The 13,181-nt window shown below is 68.1% G+C and carries 14 protein-coding genes; 8 read left to right on the plus strand and 6 right to left on the minus strand.

Annotation, left to right across the window (positions count from 1 at the left end):
• Positions 1-21: 21 nt before the first annotated feature.
• On the plus strand, positions 22-927 hold the full coding sequence (locus tag AC3WQA_RS16425; protein WP_492676102.1) for a LysR family transcriptional regulator: 906 nt from the start codon (positions 22-24) through the stop codon (positions 925-927).
• Here AC3WQA_RS16425 and hflD read toward each other — a convergent pair.
• From hflD to AC3WQA_RS16440, 3 genes are read right to left on the minus strand one after another with little or no spacing between them, the layout of a single operon-like run.
• Positions 924-1,547 carry a high frequency lysogenization protein HflD gene (hflD, locus tag AC3WQA_RS16430; RefSeq protein ID WP_492676103.1) on the minus strand — a complete coding sequence of 208 codons (624 nt, stop codon included), beginning with the start codon at positions 1,545-1,547 and terminating at the stop codon, positions 924-926. The two genes, AC3WQA_RS16425 and hflD, sit on opposite strands and share 4 nt — an antisense overlap.
• A 25-nt stretch (positions 1,548-1,572) precedes the next feature.
• Positions 1,573-2,685, minus strand: a complete 1,113-nt coding sequence (gene mnmA / locus AC3WQA_RS16435) for a tRNA 2-thiouridine(34) synthase MnmA (RefSeq protein WP_492676104.1) — start codon at positions 2,683-2,685, stop codon at positions 1,573-1,575.
• On the minus strand, positions 2,682-3,167 hold the full coding sequence (locus AC3WQA_RS16440; protein WP_492676105.1) for an NUDIX hydrolase: 486 nt from the start codon (positions 3,165-3,167) through the stop codon (positions 2,682-2,684). The genes mnmA and AC3WQA_RS16440 overlap by 4 nt, the downstream gene beginning before the upstream one ends.
• 115 nt (positions 3,168-3,282) lie before the next feature.
• On the opposite strand from AC3WQA_RS16440, the gene clpS reads away from it, so the two are divergent.
• Positions 3,283-3,609, plus strand: coding sequence for an ATP-dependent Clp protease adapter ClpS (gene clpS / locus AC3WQA_RS16445; RefSeq protein ID WP_492676106.1), 327 nt, complete (start codon positions 3,283-3,285; stop codon positions 3,607-3,609).
• A 64-nt stretch (positions 3,610-3,673) separates the two neighbouring features.
• Positions 3,674-5,947, plus strand: coding sequence for an ATP-dependent Clp protease ATP-binding subunit ClpA (clpA, locus tag AC3WQA_RS16450; RefSeq protein WP_492676107.1), 2,274 nt, complete (start codon positions 3,674-3,676; stop codon positions 5,945-5,947).
• 121 nt (positions 5,948-6,068) lie between these two features.
• Here the strand turns inward: clpA and infA are convergent, their stop codons facing one another.
• On the minus strand, positions 6,069-6,287 hold the full coding sequence (infA, locus tag AC3WQA_RS16455) for a translation initiation factor IF-1 (RefSeq protein WP_492676108.1): 219 nt from the start codon (positions 6,285-6,287) through the stop codon (positions 6,069-6,071).
• Between the two features lie 90 nt (positions 6,288-6,377).
• Positions 6,378-6,653, minus strand: coding sequence for a polyhydroxyalkanoic acid system family protein (locus AC3WQA_RS16460; protein WP_492676109.1), 276 nt, complete (start codon positions 6,651-6,653; stop codon positions 6,378-6,380).
• A gap of 45 nt (positions 6,654-6,698) precedes the next feature.
• Here AC3WQA_RS16460 and AC3WQA_RS16465 point away from each other — a divergent pair, with 45 nt between their 5' ends.
• The 5 genes from AC3WQA_RS16465 to fabV all read left to right on the plus strand — a co-directional run bounded on the left by AC3WQA_RS16465 (position 6,699) and on the right by fabV (position 12,449).
• Complete coding sequence (locus tag AC3WQA_RS16465; protein WP_492676110.1) at positions 6,699-7,496, plus strand: FHA domain-containing protein; 798 nt, start codon at positions 6,699-6,701, stop codon at positions 7,494-7,496.
• 123 nt (positions 7,497-7,619) lie between these two features.
• Complete coding sequence (serC, locus tag AC3WQA_RS16470; protein ID WP_492676111.1) at positions 7,620-8,705, plus strand: 3-phosphoserine/phosphohydroxythreonine transaminase; 1,086 nt, start codon at positions 7,620-7,622, stop codon at positions 8,703-8,705.
• A 58-nt stretch (positions 8,706-8,763) separates the two neighbouring features.
• On the plus strand, positions 8,764-9,852 hold the full coding sequence (gene pheA / locus AC3WQA_RS16475) for a prephenate dehydratase (RefSeq protein ID WP_492676112.1): 1,089 nt from the start codon (positions 8,764-8,766) through the stop codon (positions 9,850-9,852).
• On the plus strand, positions 9,849-11,159 hold the full coding sequence (aroA, locus tag AC3WQA_RS16480) for a 3-phosphoshikimate 1-carboxyvinyltransferase (protein ID WP_492676113.1): 1,311 nt from the start codon (positions 9,849-9,851) through the stop codon (positions 11,157-11,159). The genes pheA and aroA overlap by 4 nt, the downstream gene beginning before the upstream one ends.
• Positions 11,160-11,246: 87 nt before the next feature.
• The gene (gene fabV, locus AC3WQA_RS16485; RefSeq protein WP_492676114.1) at positions 11,247-12,449 is read left to right on the plus strand and encodes an enoyl-ACP reductase FabV; all 1,203 of its coding nucleotides are present in this window, start codon (positions 11,247-11,249) and stop codon (positions 12,447-12,449) included.
• A 21-nt stretch (positions 12,450-12,470) separates the two neighbouring features.
• On the opposite strand, the gene AC3WQA_RS16490 is transcribed toward fabV, so the two are convergent.
• The gene (locus AC3WQA_RS16490) at positions 12,471-13,181 is read right to left on the minus strand and encodes an ABC transporter ATP-binding protein (protein ID WP_492676115.1); all 711 of its coding nucleotides are present in this window, start codon (positions 13,179-13,181) and stop codon (positions 12,471-12,473) included.

The following is a 13,181-nucleotide window of genomic DNA, read 5'->3' on the forward strand; positions in this document are numbered from 1 at the left end:
CGCACAAACCCATTTGATGACATGCAGCATGCGATGATTTCGACGGCGTTGGCGGCGGTTTCCCTGCGCGACCTCGCGCTGGTGCAGGCAGTGCACCGGCAAGGCAGTTTCAACAGCGCGGCGCGGGCCATGCACATCAGTCCGTCCGGGCTGTCGCACCAGGTGCAGAAAGTCGAGCAGGCGCTGGGTACGCCGTTGTTCGAGCGTGGCGGGCGCAAGGTGGTGCCCACCGCCGGCGGCCGCCGTTTGCTGGAGCGTATCGACGCCGTGCTGGCGGCGGCCGAACTGTTGCAGCAAAGTGCCCGCGCCGGTGCGGCGGCCTTCGGTGGCGAGCTGCGTCTGGGCGTGCCGGCCTCGCTGGGCCCGTACCTGTTGCCGCATTTGATCGAACCGTTCCCGCTGCACTTTCCCGGTGCACGGCTGGGCATCTCCGAAGGCAAGCCGCGCGGTCTGCTGCGCCGCCTGCACGAGGCCGAGCTCGATGCCGTGCTGGCGCCGCTCGCGCCGGTGGCCAGCGGCATCGCCATGCGGCCGCTGTTCTTCGAACCGTGGGAGTTGATGCTGCGCGCCGACCACCCGCTGGCCGGCCGGCGCAGCGTGGCGCCGGAGCAGCTCGATGCAGCGGACGCGATCCTGATGGCCGAGAGTCACGCCGAAGGCGCCGGCCATGTGCAGGACGTGAGCCTGGAGAGCCTGGCCGCCCTGGTCAGCCTGCGCGGCGGCCACGCCCTGGTGCCGGCGCTGGCGCACGAACGGCTGGCTTCCAAGCCCGACATCGTGCTGGCGAAGATCAAAGGGCAGGCGCCGGGCCGCGAGATCGCGCTGTACTGGCGCGAGGCGACACCATGGGGTGCCGATCTGGTGGCCTTTGCCAGGCTGCTGCGCGCGCTGGCAAGGCCCTTGCCGGGGCTGAAGCTGCTTGGTTAGCGGCCGCCCAGCGTGGAACCCGTGAGCAGCCCGCGCGCCAGCATGCTGCATTGCTTGCGGAACAGCAGCAGTTGCCACTGGCGGCCGCCGAGCTGGCGCAACAAAACCGCCGAGCGCATGGCGGCGAGCAGGCTGCTGCGCACCTTTTCGACGATGGCCGGCTGCTGCAGGTGTTGCGGGTCGCCGTTGACCATCACGCGCGGGCGCAAGGTGGACAGGGTGGTGGCGTAGAGTTCGGCCAGCCGTGCGTGCACCGTGGCCGAGCCCAGCCCGAAGTGCTCCACCTGGCGCTGCGTGGCCAGGATGCCTTGCTGCAACTGGTCGAGCAGGTCGCGGCGGCCGGACAGGCTGCGTTCCAGCCGCATCACGGTCATTGCCATCCGCGTCACCGCCATGTCGCCGCCGTTCTCGTCGAGCTGGGACACCAGCGCGCGCAGGCCCGGCCGCAGTTCGGCGATGCTGCCGTACACGGCTACCACCGAGGGCGCGTCGATGCGGAACACGCTGGCCAGGCTGGCTTCCAGCGCGGCCTCGTCGCAGCGGCCCTGGGCGGCCAGTTGCTGCGCCAGCGCGCAGGCCTGGTACAGGCCGGCCAGCGCCAGCACGCGTTCCTCGTTCATCGCGAAGGCTTCAAACACTTCAGGTTCAACTCTTGGTCGGGGTGGGGGAGAGACCGCCGAAGGGGGCGTCAGTGGCGGCGATCACGGCGCCGCCCAGGCAGGTTTCGCCAGCGTAGAACACCACCGACTGGCCGGGCGTGACGGCGCGCTGCGGGGTGTCGAAGTCTACGTCAAGGCCGGTTTCCGTCACGGCCACCGTGCAGCTCTGGTCGGCCTGGCGGTAGCGGGTCTTGGCGGTGCAGCGGAAGGATTCGGCCGGCGCGCGGCCAGCCACCCAGCTCGGTGCCTCACTGCGCAGCCTGCGCGAATCCAGCCAGTGGTTGGCGTTGCCCTGGGCCACGTAGAGTACGTTGGCGGCCACGTCCTTGCCCACCACGTACCACGGCTCGCCACCGGCGCCCCGGCGGCCGCCGATGCCAAGTCCGTTGCGCTGGCCCAGGGTGTAGTACATCGCGCCCTGATGCTCGCCGACCCGTTGGCCTTCGGGCGTGCGTATCTCGCCGGGGCGGGCCGGAATGTATTGGGCGAGGAAGCTGCGGAAATCGCGCTCACCGATGAAGCAGATGCCGGTGGAATCCTTCTTGGCGTGGGTGGGCAGGCCGGCCTCGCGGGCCAGCGCGCGCACGCGCGGCTTCTCGATCTCGCCCACCGGGAACAGCGTGGCGGCGAGCTGCGCCTGACCCAGCGCGTGCAGGAAATAGGTCTGGTCCTTGGCGGTGTCCACCGCGCGCCGCAGGCGGTATTCGCCATCCACGCAGGCCACGCGGGCGTAGTGGCCGGTGGCGATCTTGTCCGCGCCCAGTGCGCGCGCCTCGTCGAGGAAGGTCTTGAACTTGATCTCGCGGTTGCACAGCACGTCGGGGTTGGGCGTGCGGCCGGCGCGGTATTCGGCAAGGAAATGCGCGAACACACCGTCCCAGTACTCGGTGGCGAAGTTGCGCGCGTGGAACGGGATGCCGAGGCGTCCGCACACGGCCACGGCGTCCTTGCGGTCGGCATCCATGGTGCAGGGGCCGGAGCGCGCGTCCTCTTCCCAGTTCTGCATGAACAGGCCCTCGACCTCATGGCCGGCCTGTTGCAGCAGGAGCGCCGCGACCGAGGAGTCGACGCCGCCGGAGATGCCCAGCATCACCTTCATGGCGTGGCGGTGTCCGGCCACCAGTGCAGCGCGTCCAGCGGCAGGCGCGCACCGGCGAGCCAGTCGTCGATGCTGGCGAGCACCAGCGGGCTGCGCAGCCGTTCGCCCAGGTCGACGATTTCCTCGCGGGTGAGCCACAGCGCGCGACGGATGCCGGTGTCCAGCGGACGCGTGGGGTCGTGGGATACGGCGCGTGCGGCGAAACAGCAGCGGATCACGCCGTCGCCGTGCTCGGTGCTGCGCCACTGGTAGATACCGATGAGGTGCCGCAGCTCCACCGTCCAGCCGGTTTCCTCCAGCGTCTCGCGCACGGCGGCGTCGACCAGGCGCTCGCGGTCTTCGAGGTGGCCGGCGGGCTGGTTCCAGGCGAGGCGGCCCTTGACCTCTTCTTCCACCATCAGGAAACGCGCGCCATCGCTCACCACGCAGGCCACGGTGGCGTGCGGGCGCCAGATGGCGGCTTGCTCGGCGTTGGGCGTCATGGCGGGAAAAGGGCTGGAAAAGCCGTCATTGTGCCATTACCTGAGGGGCGGGTGCCGCTGGCCGCACGGGTGCCCAGCGTATAATCGCCATCATCCAGCAGGTTCCCTCAAGTCCATGCCCCAGCAACCCGATAACGAACACGAGAGCGGCCGCGGCTTGGCGGTGCAGGCGGCGAGGCCGGAGGTGGCCAAGCCACCGCTGTTCCAAGTGCTGCTGCTCAATGACGATTTCACCCCGATGGATTTCGTGGTGGAGGTGCTGCGCGGCTTCTTCGGCATGGGGCAGGAAAAGGCCGTGCAGGTGATGTTGCACGTGCATACCCGCGGTCGTGGTGTCTGCGGCGTGTTCACTCGCGAGGTGGCCGAAACCAAGGTGAACCAGGTCAACGAGTATTCACGCTCCCGTCAACACCCGCTGTTGTGCACTATGGAAAAACTCTGACCGACCCCATCATGTAGCCATCGCGGCCACCGCCGCCCACGCCATCGCCACGGAGACGATCCGGATGTTCAGCAAGGATCTCGAAGTCACTATCGGCCAGTGCTACAAGCAGGCCCGCGAGCAGCGCCACGAGTTCATGACTGTGGAGCACCTGCTCCTGGCGCTTACCAGCAACCAGTCCGCGCTGGGCGCCCTGCGCGCCTGTGGGGTCGACTTGCCCCGGCTTGTGCGCGAGCTGGAAAAAATCATCACCGAGACGGTGCCGGTGTTGCCGCACGGCGACGAGCGCGATACCCAGCCCACGCTGGGTTTCCAGCGCGTGCTGCAGCGTGCGGTGTACCACGTGCAGTCCTCCGGGCGGAAGGAAGTCACCGGTGCCAACGTGCTGGTGGCGATCTACGGCGAAAAGGATTCCCATGCCGTGTATTTCCTGCACCAGCAGGAAATCACCCGGCTGGACGTGGTCAACTACATTTCGCACGGCATCGCCAAGGTGGGTGACGAGTCGCCCAGCGGCCCGGCCGCCGGCGTGGAGCGCGAGGGCGAGGAAGGCGGCGAGAGCAAGGCCGGCAACCTCTCCGAATTCGCCACCAACCTCAACGAGCGTGCGCTGGAGGGCAAGATCGACCCGCTGATCGGTCGTGCCGACGAGATCGAGCGCACCATCCAGGTGCTGTGCCGGCGGCGCAAGAACAATCCGCTCTACGTGGGCGATGCCGGTGTCGGCAAGACCGCGTTGGCCGAAGGCCTGGCCAAGCGCATCGTCGACGGCGACGTACCCGCCGTGCTGGAGAACGCCACGATCTGGGCGCTGGATCTGGGCGCGCTGGTGGCCGGCACCAAGTACCGCGGCGACTTCGAGAAGCGCCTGAAAAGCGTGATCGGCATGCTGAAGAAGCAGCCGGGAGCCGTTCTTTTCATCGACGAGATCCACACCATCATCGGCGCCGGTTCCGCCTCGGGTGGCACCATGGATGCCTCGAACCTCATCAAGCCGATGCTGGCTTCGGGCGAGCTGCGCTGCATCGGCTCCACCACCTTCCAGGAATACCGCGGTGTATTCGAGAAGGATCGCGCGCTGGCGCGGCGCTTCCAGAAGATCGACGTGGTCGAGCCCTCGGTGGCCGAGAGCCTCGAGATCCTCAAGGGCCTGCGCTCGCGTTTCGAGGAGCACCACAACGTCATCTACACCAACGAGGCGCTGAAGGCGGCGGTGGATCTGTCGGTCAAGCACATCCCGGATCGGCTGCTGCCCGACAAGGCTATCGACGTGATCGACGAGGCCGGTGCCCGCCAGCGCCTGCTGCCCGAGGATCAGCGCAGCGGTCGGGTGGATGTTGCCGAGGTGGAGTACATCGTGGCCAAGATGGCGCGCATCCCGCCCAAGCAGGTATCCGTCTCCGACCGCGACGTGCTGAAAAACCTGGAGCGCAACCTCAAGATGGTGGTGTTCGGCCAGGACAGCGCCATCGAGGCGCTGGCCGCCTCGATCAAGATGGCGCGCTCGGGCCTGGCCGATCCGGCCAAGCCGATTGGCAGCTTCCTGCTCGCCGGCCCCACCGGCGTGGGCAAGACCGAGGTCACCCGCCAGCTCGCGCTGCAGCTGGGCATCGAGATGATCCGTTTCGACATGTCCGAATACATGGAGGCGCATTCGGTGTCGCGCCTGGTCGGCGCGCCCCCGGGCTACGTCGGCTTCGACCAGGGCGGCCTGCTCACCGAGGCGGTGACCAAGCACCCGCACGCGGTGCTGCTGCTCGACGAGATCGAGAAGGCGCACCCCGACGTCTACAACATCCTGCTGCAGGTGATGGATCGCGGCGTGCTCACGGATACGAATGGGCGTGAGGCCAACTTCAAGAACGTGATCGTGGTGATGACCACCAATGCCGGCGCGGCGCAGGCGGCGCGGCGCAGCATCGGCTTCGTCGAGCAGAGCCACCAGACCGACGCGATGGAAGTCATCCGCCGTGCTTTCTCGCCCGAGTTCCGCAACCGGTTGGACGCGATCATCCAGTTCAATGCGCTGGACTTCGAGCACATCCTGCGCGTGGTGGACAAGTTCCTGATCGAACTGGAAGCCCAGCTCGCCGACAAGCGCGTGAGCCTGGATGTGGACGCCGCCGCCCGCCATTGGCTGGCCGAACACGGTTTCGATCCGCAGATGGGCGCCCGTCCGATGGCGCGGGTGATCCAGGAGAAGGTGAAACGCGCGCTGGCCGACGAGCTTTTGTTCGGCAAGCTGATGGACGGCGGCAAGGTGCTGCTGGGCGTCCAGGACGGCGAACTCACCGTGCGCACCGAGGCGATCGAGCAACTGCCTGCCGTGGTGGAGTAGTTGGGCTGCAGACAACACAAAGGCCGCGCAATGCGCGGCCTTTGCTTTTGGTTTGCCCTGGACACGCGCCCTTCGAGTCGAAACCGAAGGGCTGCGCAACGCAGCGGTGCCCGGGTCTTGCCTACTTCATGCGGTAGGTGATCCGGCCCTTGCTCAGGTCGTACGGGGTCATCTCGATCTTGACCTTGTCGCCCGTGAGGATGCGGATGTAATGCTTGCGCATGCGCCCGGAGATGTGGGCAATCACCACGTGCCCGTTTTCCAGCTGCACGCGGAACATGGTGTTGGGCAGGGTCTCGGTGACCGTGCCTTCCATTTCGATGACGTCGTCTTTGGCCATGTGGTCCGGATCGCGCGCGGCCGTCGTGGTCGCGTAAGCTTGCCATTATGGCACGTTCGAACCGTCGGGCAAAGGACGATCCGGTGGGCGTCAGGCGAAGTGCTCGCCCAGCTTGCGGCGGATCTCGTCTTCGACCACGCCCTTGAGCGGCGCCAGCAACAGGCCCAGTTCGGCGCGCACGCGGACGGCGGTCTCGTCCACGGCGATCAGCCCCTTCACACCGGCGCGGGTGAAGTGCAGCGTGTCGCCCTGCCACTGGTTCGTCAGGTCGAACTTCTCGCGCAGGCGCGCGGCCACCTGGTCAACCTTGGCACGGGCCTCGACCAGCGGCAGGTGATGGGGGTGGTTGATGTCGATGGTGGACATGGGCGGCTCCGTGGATGGACGGGCATCATAAGGCAGGGTGGCGACATGCTAGAGTTTGCCGGTCAATGGACGGGTAATGCCATGCGCATCGAGTTTTCCCATTCCGCCCGCGACGATTTCCAGTGGACGAAGGCGCAATTGCGGATCGGTAGCGCGGCGGACAACGACCTGGTGCTGGCAAGCGCCCAGGCGGCGCCCAGCCACTTGCGCATCGAGATGGATCGCCGCGGCTGGGTGCTGCACGTGCTGCCGGCGGCTGCCCGCGTCTACGTCAACGCGCGCCCCGTGCGTGAACGTGCCTTGCTGCGCCCGGGCGACACGCTCGGCGTGGGCGATTGCCGCATGCTGCTGCGCGAGGATGCCTCGCCCGAACAGCGCGTACTGCCGGCATCGCCCGCCGCGGCCGGTCGCACGGCGGCGCTGCGTGCGGTGGCTGGCAACCTGTCGGGCCGGGTGCTGCCGATTGCGGCGGGTCTGGAGTTGGGCCCGCATGGCCGCCATGCGCTGGAGTTGCCGCGCGGTGAGCATGCCGGATTCCGCGTGGATTGGCAGCAAGGCCGGTTGATGCTGGGCACCGTGGCGGCCTCCCCGAGTTGCCCCTTGCGGGTGAATGGCGTGCCGGTGCAGTGTGCGCCGCTGCAGCCGGGCGACCAGCTCAGCCTGGGGCCGCATCGGTGGGTGCTCGATGCGCCAGGCATGCAGGCGGAGCCCGAGCCCGCGGCTGCCACGGCGCCGATCGCGCCGGCGTCCGCCACCGGCGTGCGTGGCGAGGTGTGGTGGTTGATGCTTACCGCCGCCGCACTGGCCCTGGCCATTGCGTTGGCCTTGTGGTTGCGGTTCTGAAGGGGTTGCGGGCTCCGTAGTGGTAAGAGCGGACGATTGGCCGGACACGGGCGCATGCCATTGACGACGTCATGCTGCGACGCGGCATAATGCCGTGGATCGCAACCAGCAAGGGGTCGTCCGGTGAGCCAGGTGTGGAATTTCAGTGCGGGTCCGGCGGCGCTGCCGCGCGAGGTGCTCGAACGCGCGCAGCGCGAGCTGCTGGACTGGGACGGCAGCGGCATGTCGGTGATGGAGCAGTCGCATCGCGGCAAGCGCTTCATCGCGATGGCGGCGCGGGTCGAGGCCGAGCTGCGTGCCCTGGTTGGCATTCCCGATGATTACGCCGTGCTGTTCCTGCAGGGCGGTGCCACCCAGCATTTCGCGCAGATCCCGCTGAACCTGGCGGGCGAAGGCGAGGGCGCCGACTACATCGTCAACGGCCACTGGGGTGCCAAGGCGGCCAGCGAGGCCGCGCCCTACGTCAAGGTCAACGTGGCCGCCGACAGCAAGGCCAGCGAGTACCGCCAGTTGCCGCCACGCGCGCAGTGGCGGCTCGACCCGCGCGCCGCCTACGTGCACTACACACCCAACGAAACCATCCACGGCGTGCAGCACCACGTGGTGCCCGAGGTGGGTACGGTGCCGCTGGTGGCCGACATGTCCTCGGACATCCTCTCCGCGCCCATCGATGTGCGCCGCTTCGGCCTGATCTACGCCGGCGCGCAGAAGAACATCGGTCCCTCCGGCCTGGTGCTGATGATCGTGCGCCGCGATCTCCTGGCGCGCGCCACACGGCCGATGGCGAAGATCTTCCGCTACGCCGACCACGCTGCCGCCAATTCCATGCTCAACACCCCCAACACCTGGGGCTGGTACCTGGCCGGGCTCACCTTCGAGTGGCTCAAGGCACAGGGCGGCCTGGCCGCGATGGCCGAGCGCAATCGTGCCAAGGCCGACTGCCTGTATGCCGCCATCGACGGCTCCGGCGGCTATTACCGCAACCTGGTGGAGCCGGCCGCGCGCTCGCGCATGAACGTGACCTTCGTGCTGCACGATGCGGCGCTCGAGCCGGCATTCCTCGCCGAGTCCGAGACCGCCGGCCTCGTCGCGCTCAAGGGGCACAAGGCACTGGGCGGCATGCGCGCCTCGCTCTACAACGCGGTGCCGCTGGCGGCGGTGGAGGCACTGGTGGCCTTCATGCACGACTTCCAGGCGCGACACGGTTAGGCGTTTCGGGCATCATGCTGTCGTGACATTTGGCCTTCCATCCGTTTAGACATCCGCCATGACCGAAAGCAAGACTTCCCTGGACGACGTGCGCGAGCGCATCGACAGCATCGACCGGCAGATCCAGGAGCTGATCTCCGAGCGCGCCAACTGGGCGCGCGAGGTGGCGAAGGTGAAGGGCGAGGGCCTGTCCGCCATCGACTACTACCGACCCGAGCGCGAGGCGCATGTGCTGCGCATGGTGGTGGACCGCAACCAGGGGCCGCTCACCGACACGGAAATGGTGCGGCTGTTCCGCGAGATCATGTCCTCCTGCCTGGCGCAGGAAGACCCGCTGAAGATCGGTTACCTCGGCCCCGAGGGCACCTTCAGCGAGCAGGCCGTGCGCAAGCATTTCGGCCATGCCGCCTACGGCCTGCCGCTGGGCAGCATCGAGGAGGTGTTCCAGGAAGTCGCCGCCGGCCACGCCGATTTCGGCGTGGTGCCGGTGGAAAACTCCGGGCAGGGCATGATCCAGATGACGCTGGACATGTTCCTCACCGCCGATGCCACCATCTGCGGCGAGGTGGAGCTGCGCGTGCACCAGTGCCTGCATTCGCGCGCCGGCAAGCTGGAAGACGTGCGTCGGGTCTATGCGCATGCGCAGTCGCTGCAGCAGTGCAAGACCTGGCTGCGCATCAATCTGCCGGACGTCGAGTGCTTCGCGGTGGCCAGCAACGCCGAGGCCGCGCGCATCGCCAGCCATGATGACGCCGTGGCGGCCATCGCCGGCGAGTCGGCCGGCAAGGTGTACCGACTGAAAGCCGTGGCCGTGGGCATCGAGGATCGCGCCGACAACACCACGCGTTTTCTGGTGATCGGTCGCAAGCTGTTCCCGCCTTCGGGCAACGACCGCACCTCGCTGCTCATCACCGTCAACGACAAGCCTGGCGCCTTGTACGACGTGCTGAGTCCGTTCGCGCGCCATGGCGTGAGCATGAACCGCATCGAGTCGCGCCCGGCGCACACCGGCAAGTGGCAGTACGCTTTTTTCATCGATGTCTCCGGCCATATCAACGACGGCGCCCTGCAAGCCGCGGTGAAGGAAATCGAGTCCTCGGTGGCGCAGCTGCGCGTGCTTGGCGCCTATCCGGTGGCCTTGCCGTGAGCGGCGTGGCGGATTGGCGCAGCCGCGCTGCCGGCCCCTTGCGCGGCGAGCTGCGCGTGCCTGGCGACAAGTCCGTCTCGCACCGTGCGCTGCTGTTCGGCGCGTTGGCCGAGGGCCGCTCGCGCATCCATGGTTTTCTCGAAGGCGAGGACACCCGCGCCACCGCCGCCGTGCTGCAGCAGCTCGGCGTGCGTATCGACACGCCCGCCGAGGGCGAGCGCGTGGTGCACGGTGTGGGCCTGCATGGCCTGCGCGTCAGCGCCGAACCGCTGGATTGCGGCAATGCCGGCACCGGCATGCGCCTGCTGGCGGGCCTCTTGGCCGGGCAGGCCTTCGACAGCACCCTGGTCGGCGATGCCTCGCTTTCCAGGCGGCCGATGCGCCGCGTCACCGCGCCGCTGGCCGCGATGGGCGCGCGCATCGATGCGCACGATGGCCTGCCGCCGCTCGTCGTGCGTGGCGGGCAGCCGCTGCGCGGTATCCGCTACGAGCTGCCGGTGGCCAGCGCGCAGGTGAAGTCCGCATTGCTGCTGGCGGGCCTGTATGCGCAAGGCGAAACCGAAGTCATCGAGCCGCATCCCACGCGCGACTACACCGAGCGCATGCTGGCCGCGTTCGGCTGGCCGGTCGCATTCGAGCCGGGCTGGGCGAAGCTCAGCGGTGGCCACGCGCTGCGCGCCACCGACGTCGAAGTGCCGGCGGATTTTTCCTCCGCTGCGTTCTTCCTCGTCGCCGCGAGCATCGTGCCGGGTTCCGCGTTGCGCTTGCCGGCGGTGGGCCTCAACCCGCGCCGCACCGGCCTGCTGGAGGCCCTGCGCCTGATGGGCGCGGACATCCGCATCGAAAACACGAAGACCAGTGGCGGCGAGCCGGTGGGCGACCTCGTGGTGCGCCACGCGCCGCTGCACGGCGTCGAACTGCCTGAGGCCTTGGTGCCGGACATGATCGACGAATTTCCAGTGCTGTTCGTCGCTGCCGCGGTGGCCGCAGGCCGCACCGTGGTGCGCGGCGCCGCCGAGCTGCGGGTGAAGGAGTCCGACCGCCTCGCCAGCATGGCCGCCGGCCTGCGCAGCCTGGGCGTCACGGTGGATGAAACCCCCGACGGCGCGAGCATCCATGGCGGTCGCCTGGGCGGTGGCAGCATCGACACCCACATGGATCACCGCATCGCGATGAGTTTCGCGGTGGCGGGCCTGGTGGCCGCGGCGCCCGTACTCATCCGCGATTGCGGCCACGTCGCCACTTCCTTCCCCGGTTTCATGGCGTTGGCCAACGGCTGCGGCTTTGCCCTGGATGAGCCGGGCTGAGCGCAGTCATGCATGCCCTACTGGAGCGCATGGGGCGCCGGCTTGGTTAAGATGGCGCTTTGCCCACCCTTCGCGGAGCGCTCCAACGTGATCATCAAACCCAAAGTGCGCGGCTTCATCTGTGTCACGGCCCACCCGATCGGTTGCGAGCGCAACGTGGCCGAGCAGATCGCCACCACCAAGGCGGCCATCCACGATGACGGCAAAGGCCCGCAGCGCGTGCTGGTGATCGGCGCCTCCACCGGCTACGGCCTGGCCTCGCGCATCACCGCCGCCTTTGGCTATGGCGCGGCGACGCTGGGCGTGTTCTTCGAAAAACCCAGTAGCGAGGACAAACCCGGCACCGCCGGTTGGTACAACGCCGCCGCTTTCGACCAGTTCGCCAAGGCCGAAGGCCTGTACGCCAAATCCATCAACGGCGACGCTTTCGCCGACGAAACCCGCGCCCGCGCCATCGAGCTCATCAAGGCCGAAATGGGCGGCCCGATCGACCTCGTCGTCTACTCGCTGGCCTCGCCGGTACGCAAGCTGCCGGGTTCGGGCGAACTGGTGCGCTCGGCGCTGAAGACCATTGGCGACACCTTCACCGCGAGTTCCGTCGACACCAACAAGGACGTGGTGATCCAGGCCAGCGTGGAGCCAGCCACCGCGCAGGAAGTGCAGGACACCGTCACCGTGATGGGCGGCGAGGACTGGGCGCTGTGGATCGACGCGCTGGCTGCCGCCGGCGTGCTGGCGAAGGACGCCAAGACCGTCGCCTACAGCTACATCGGCACCGAGATCACCTGGCCGATGTACTGGCACGGCACCCTGGGCCAGGCCAAGCAGCACCTCGACAACACCGCCAAGGCGCTGCGCGCGCGCCATGCCGGCCTCGACGCCCGCGTCGGCGTGATGAAGTCCGTGGTCACCCAGGCCAGCGCCGCGATCCCGGTGATCCCGCTCTACGTTTCCATCGCCTTCAAGATCATGAAGGAGAAAGGCATCCACGAAGGCTGCATCGAGCAGGCCAACCGCCTGTTCCACGACCGCTTCTACCGCGCCGACGGCGCCGCCGCGCCGCTGGATGCCGAGGGCCGTGTGCGACTGGACGACTGGGAACTGCGCGAGGACGTGCAGGACGCCTGCAAGGCGCTGTGGCCCACCGTCACCACCGAAACGCTCAAGCAGATCACCGACTACGCCGGCTACAAGCACGAGTTCCTCAAACTGTTCGGCTTCGACCGCAGCGATGTGGACTACGAGCAGGACGTGGCGGCGGATCGGCGGTTTGATTGCGTGGAACTGTAACTTCGGCGGCGCGGCGCGCGCTCACTGCGGCACGCGCCCTTCGCCCGCCTCCTCGTGGGTGACGCCGTCGCGGATGCGGTAGAGGCGCTTGAAGGTGGGGATGATCTTCTCGTCGTGGGTGACCACGATCACGGCGGTGGCGTAGCGCTGCGCCATGGCGTTGAGGATGCGCACCACCGCCATGGCGCGCTGCGAATCTAGCGGGGCGGTGGGCTCGTCGGCCAGGATCACCGGCGGGTGGTTGACCAGTCCGCGCGCGATGGCTACACGCTGCTGTTCGCCGCCGGAAAGCTGCGCGGGCATGGCGTCGGCGCGGTGCGCCACGTCCAGTGCGGCGAGCAGTTCGCGGGCGCGCTCGCGCGCCTCGGCGTTGGGCACGCCGGCCAGCATCGGCAGCAGCGCCACGTTGTCGACCACGTCGAGGAAGGGAATCAGGTTGGGCGCCTGGAACACGAAGCCGATGCGATCCCGGCGCAAAGCGCGCAGGTCGCGCACTTGCCAGCCGTCGTCGTAGATCGTCTGCCCGCCCAGTTGCATGCGCCCGGCGCTGGGGTCGGTCACCGCGCCCAGGCATTTCAGCAGGGTGCTCTTGCCCGAGCCGGAGGGGCCGATCAGGCCCACCACCTCGCCCGGCTCCACGTGCATCGTCACGCCGCGCAAGGCGTGCACGGCGTTGCTGCCTTCGCCATAACGCTTGGCGAGGCCCTCGATGCGGATGCCTTGCGTCGACAT

The organism is Rhodanobacter sp. FW106-PBR-R2A-2-24, from assembly GCF_058789615.1.

Coding starts and splice junctions, on each gene's coding strand:
- AC3WQA_RS16425 (WP_492676102.1), top strand. CDS start 22: ATGCAGCATGCGATGATTTCGACGGCGTTGGCGGCGGTTTCCCTGCGC.
- hflD (WP_492676103.1), bottom strand. CDS start 1,547: ATGAACGAGGAACGCGTGCTGGCGCTGGCCGGCCTGTACCAGGCCTGC.
- mnmA (WP_492676104.1), bottom strand. CDS start 2,685: ATGAAGGTGATGCTGGGCATCTCCGGCGGCGTCGACTCCTCGGTCGCG.
- AC3WQA_RS16440 (WP_492676105.1), bottom strand. CDS start 3,167: ATGACGCCCAACGCCGAGCAAGCCGCCATCTGGCGCCCGCACGCCACC.
- clpS (WP_492676106.1), top strand. CDS start 3,283: ATGCCCCAGCAACCCGATAACGAACACGAGAGCGGCCGCGGCTTGGCG.
- clpA (WP_492676107.1), top strand. CDS start 3,674: ATGTTCAGCAAGGATCTCGAAGTCACTATCGGCCAGTGCTACAAGCAG.
- infA (WP_492676108.1), bottom strand. CDS start 6,287: ATGGCCAAAGACGACGTCATCGAAATGGAAGGCACGGTCACCGAGACC.
- AC3WQA_RS16460 (WP_492676109.1), bottom strand. CDS start 6,653: ATGTCCACCATCGACATCAACCACCCCCATCACCTGCCGCTGGTCGAG.
- AC3WQA_RS16465 (WP_492676110.1), top strand. CDS start 6,699: ATGCTAGAGTTTGCCGGTCAATGGACGGGTAATGCCATGCGCATCGAG.
- pheA (WP_492676112.1), top strand. CDS start 8,764: ATGACCGAAAGCAAGACTTCCCTGGACGACGTGCGCGAGCGCATCGAC.
- AC3WQA_RS16490 (WP_492676115.1), bottom strand. CDS start 13,181: ATGTCGACGCAAGGCATCCGCATCGAGGGCCTCGCCAAGCGTTATGGC.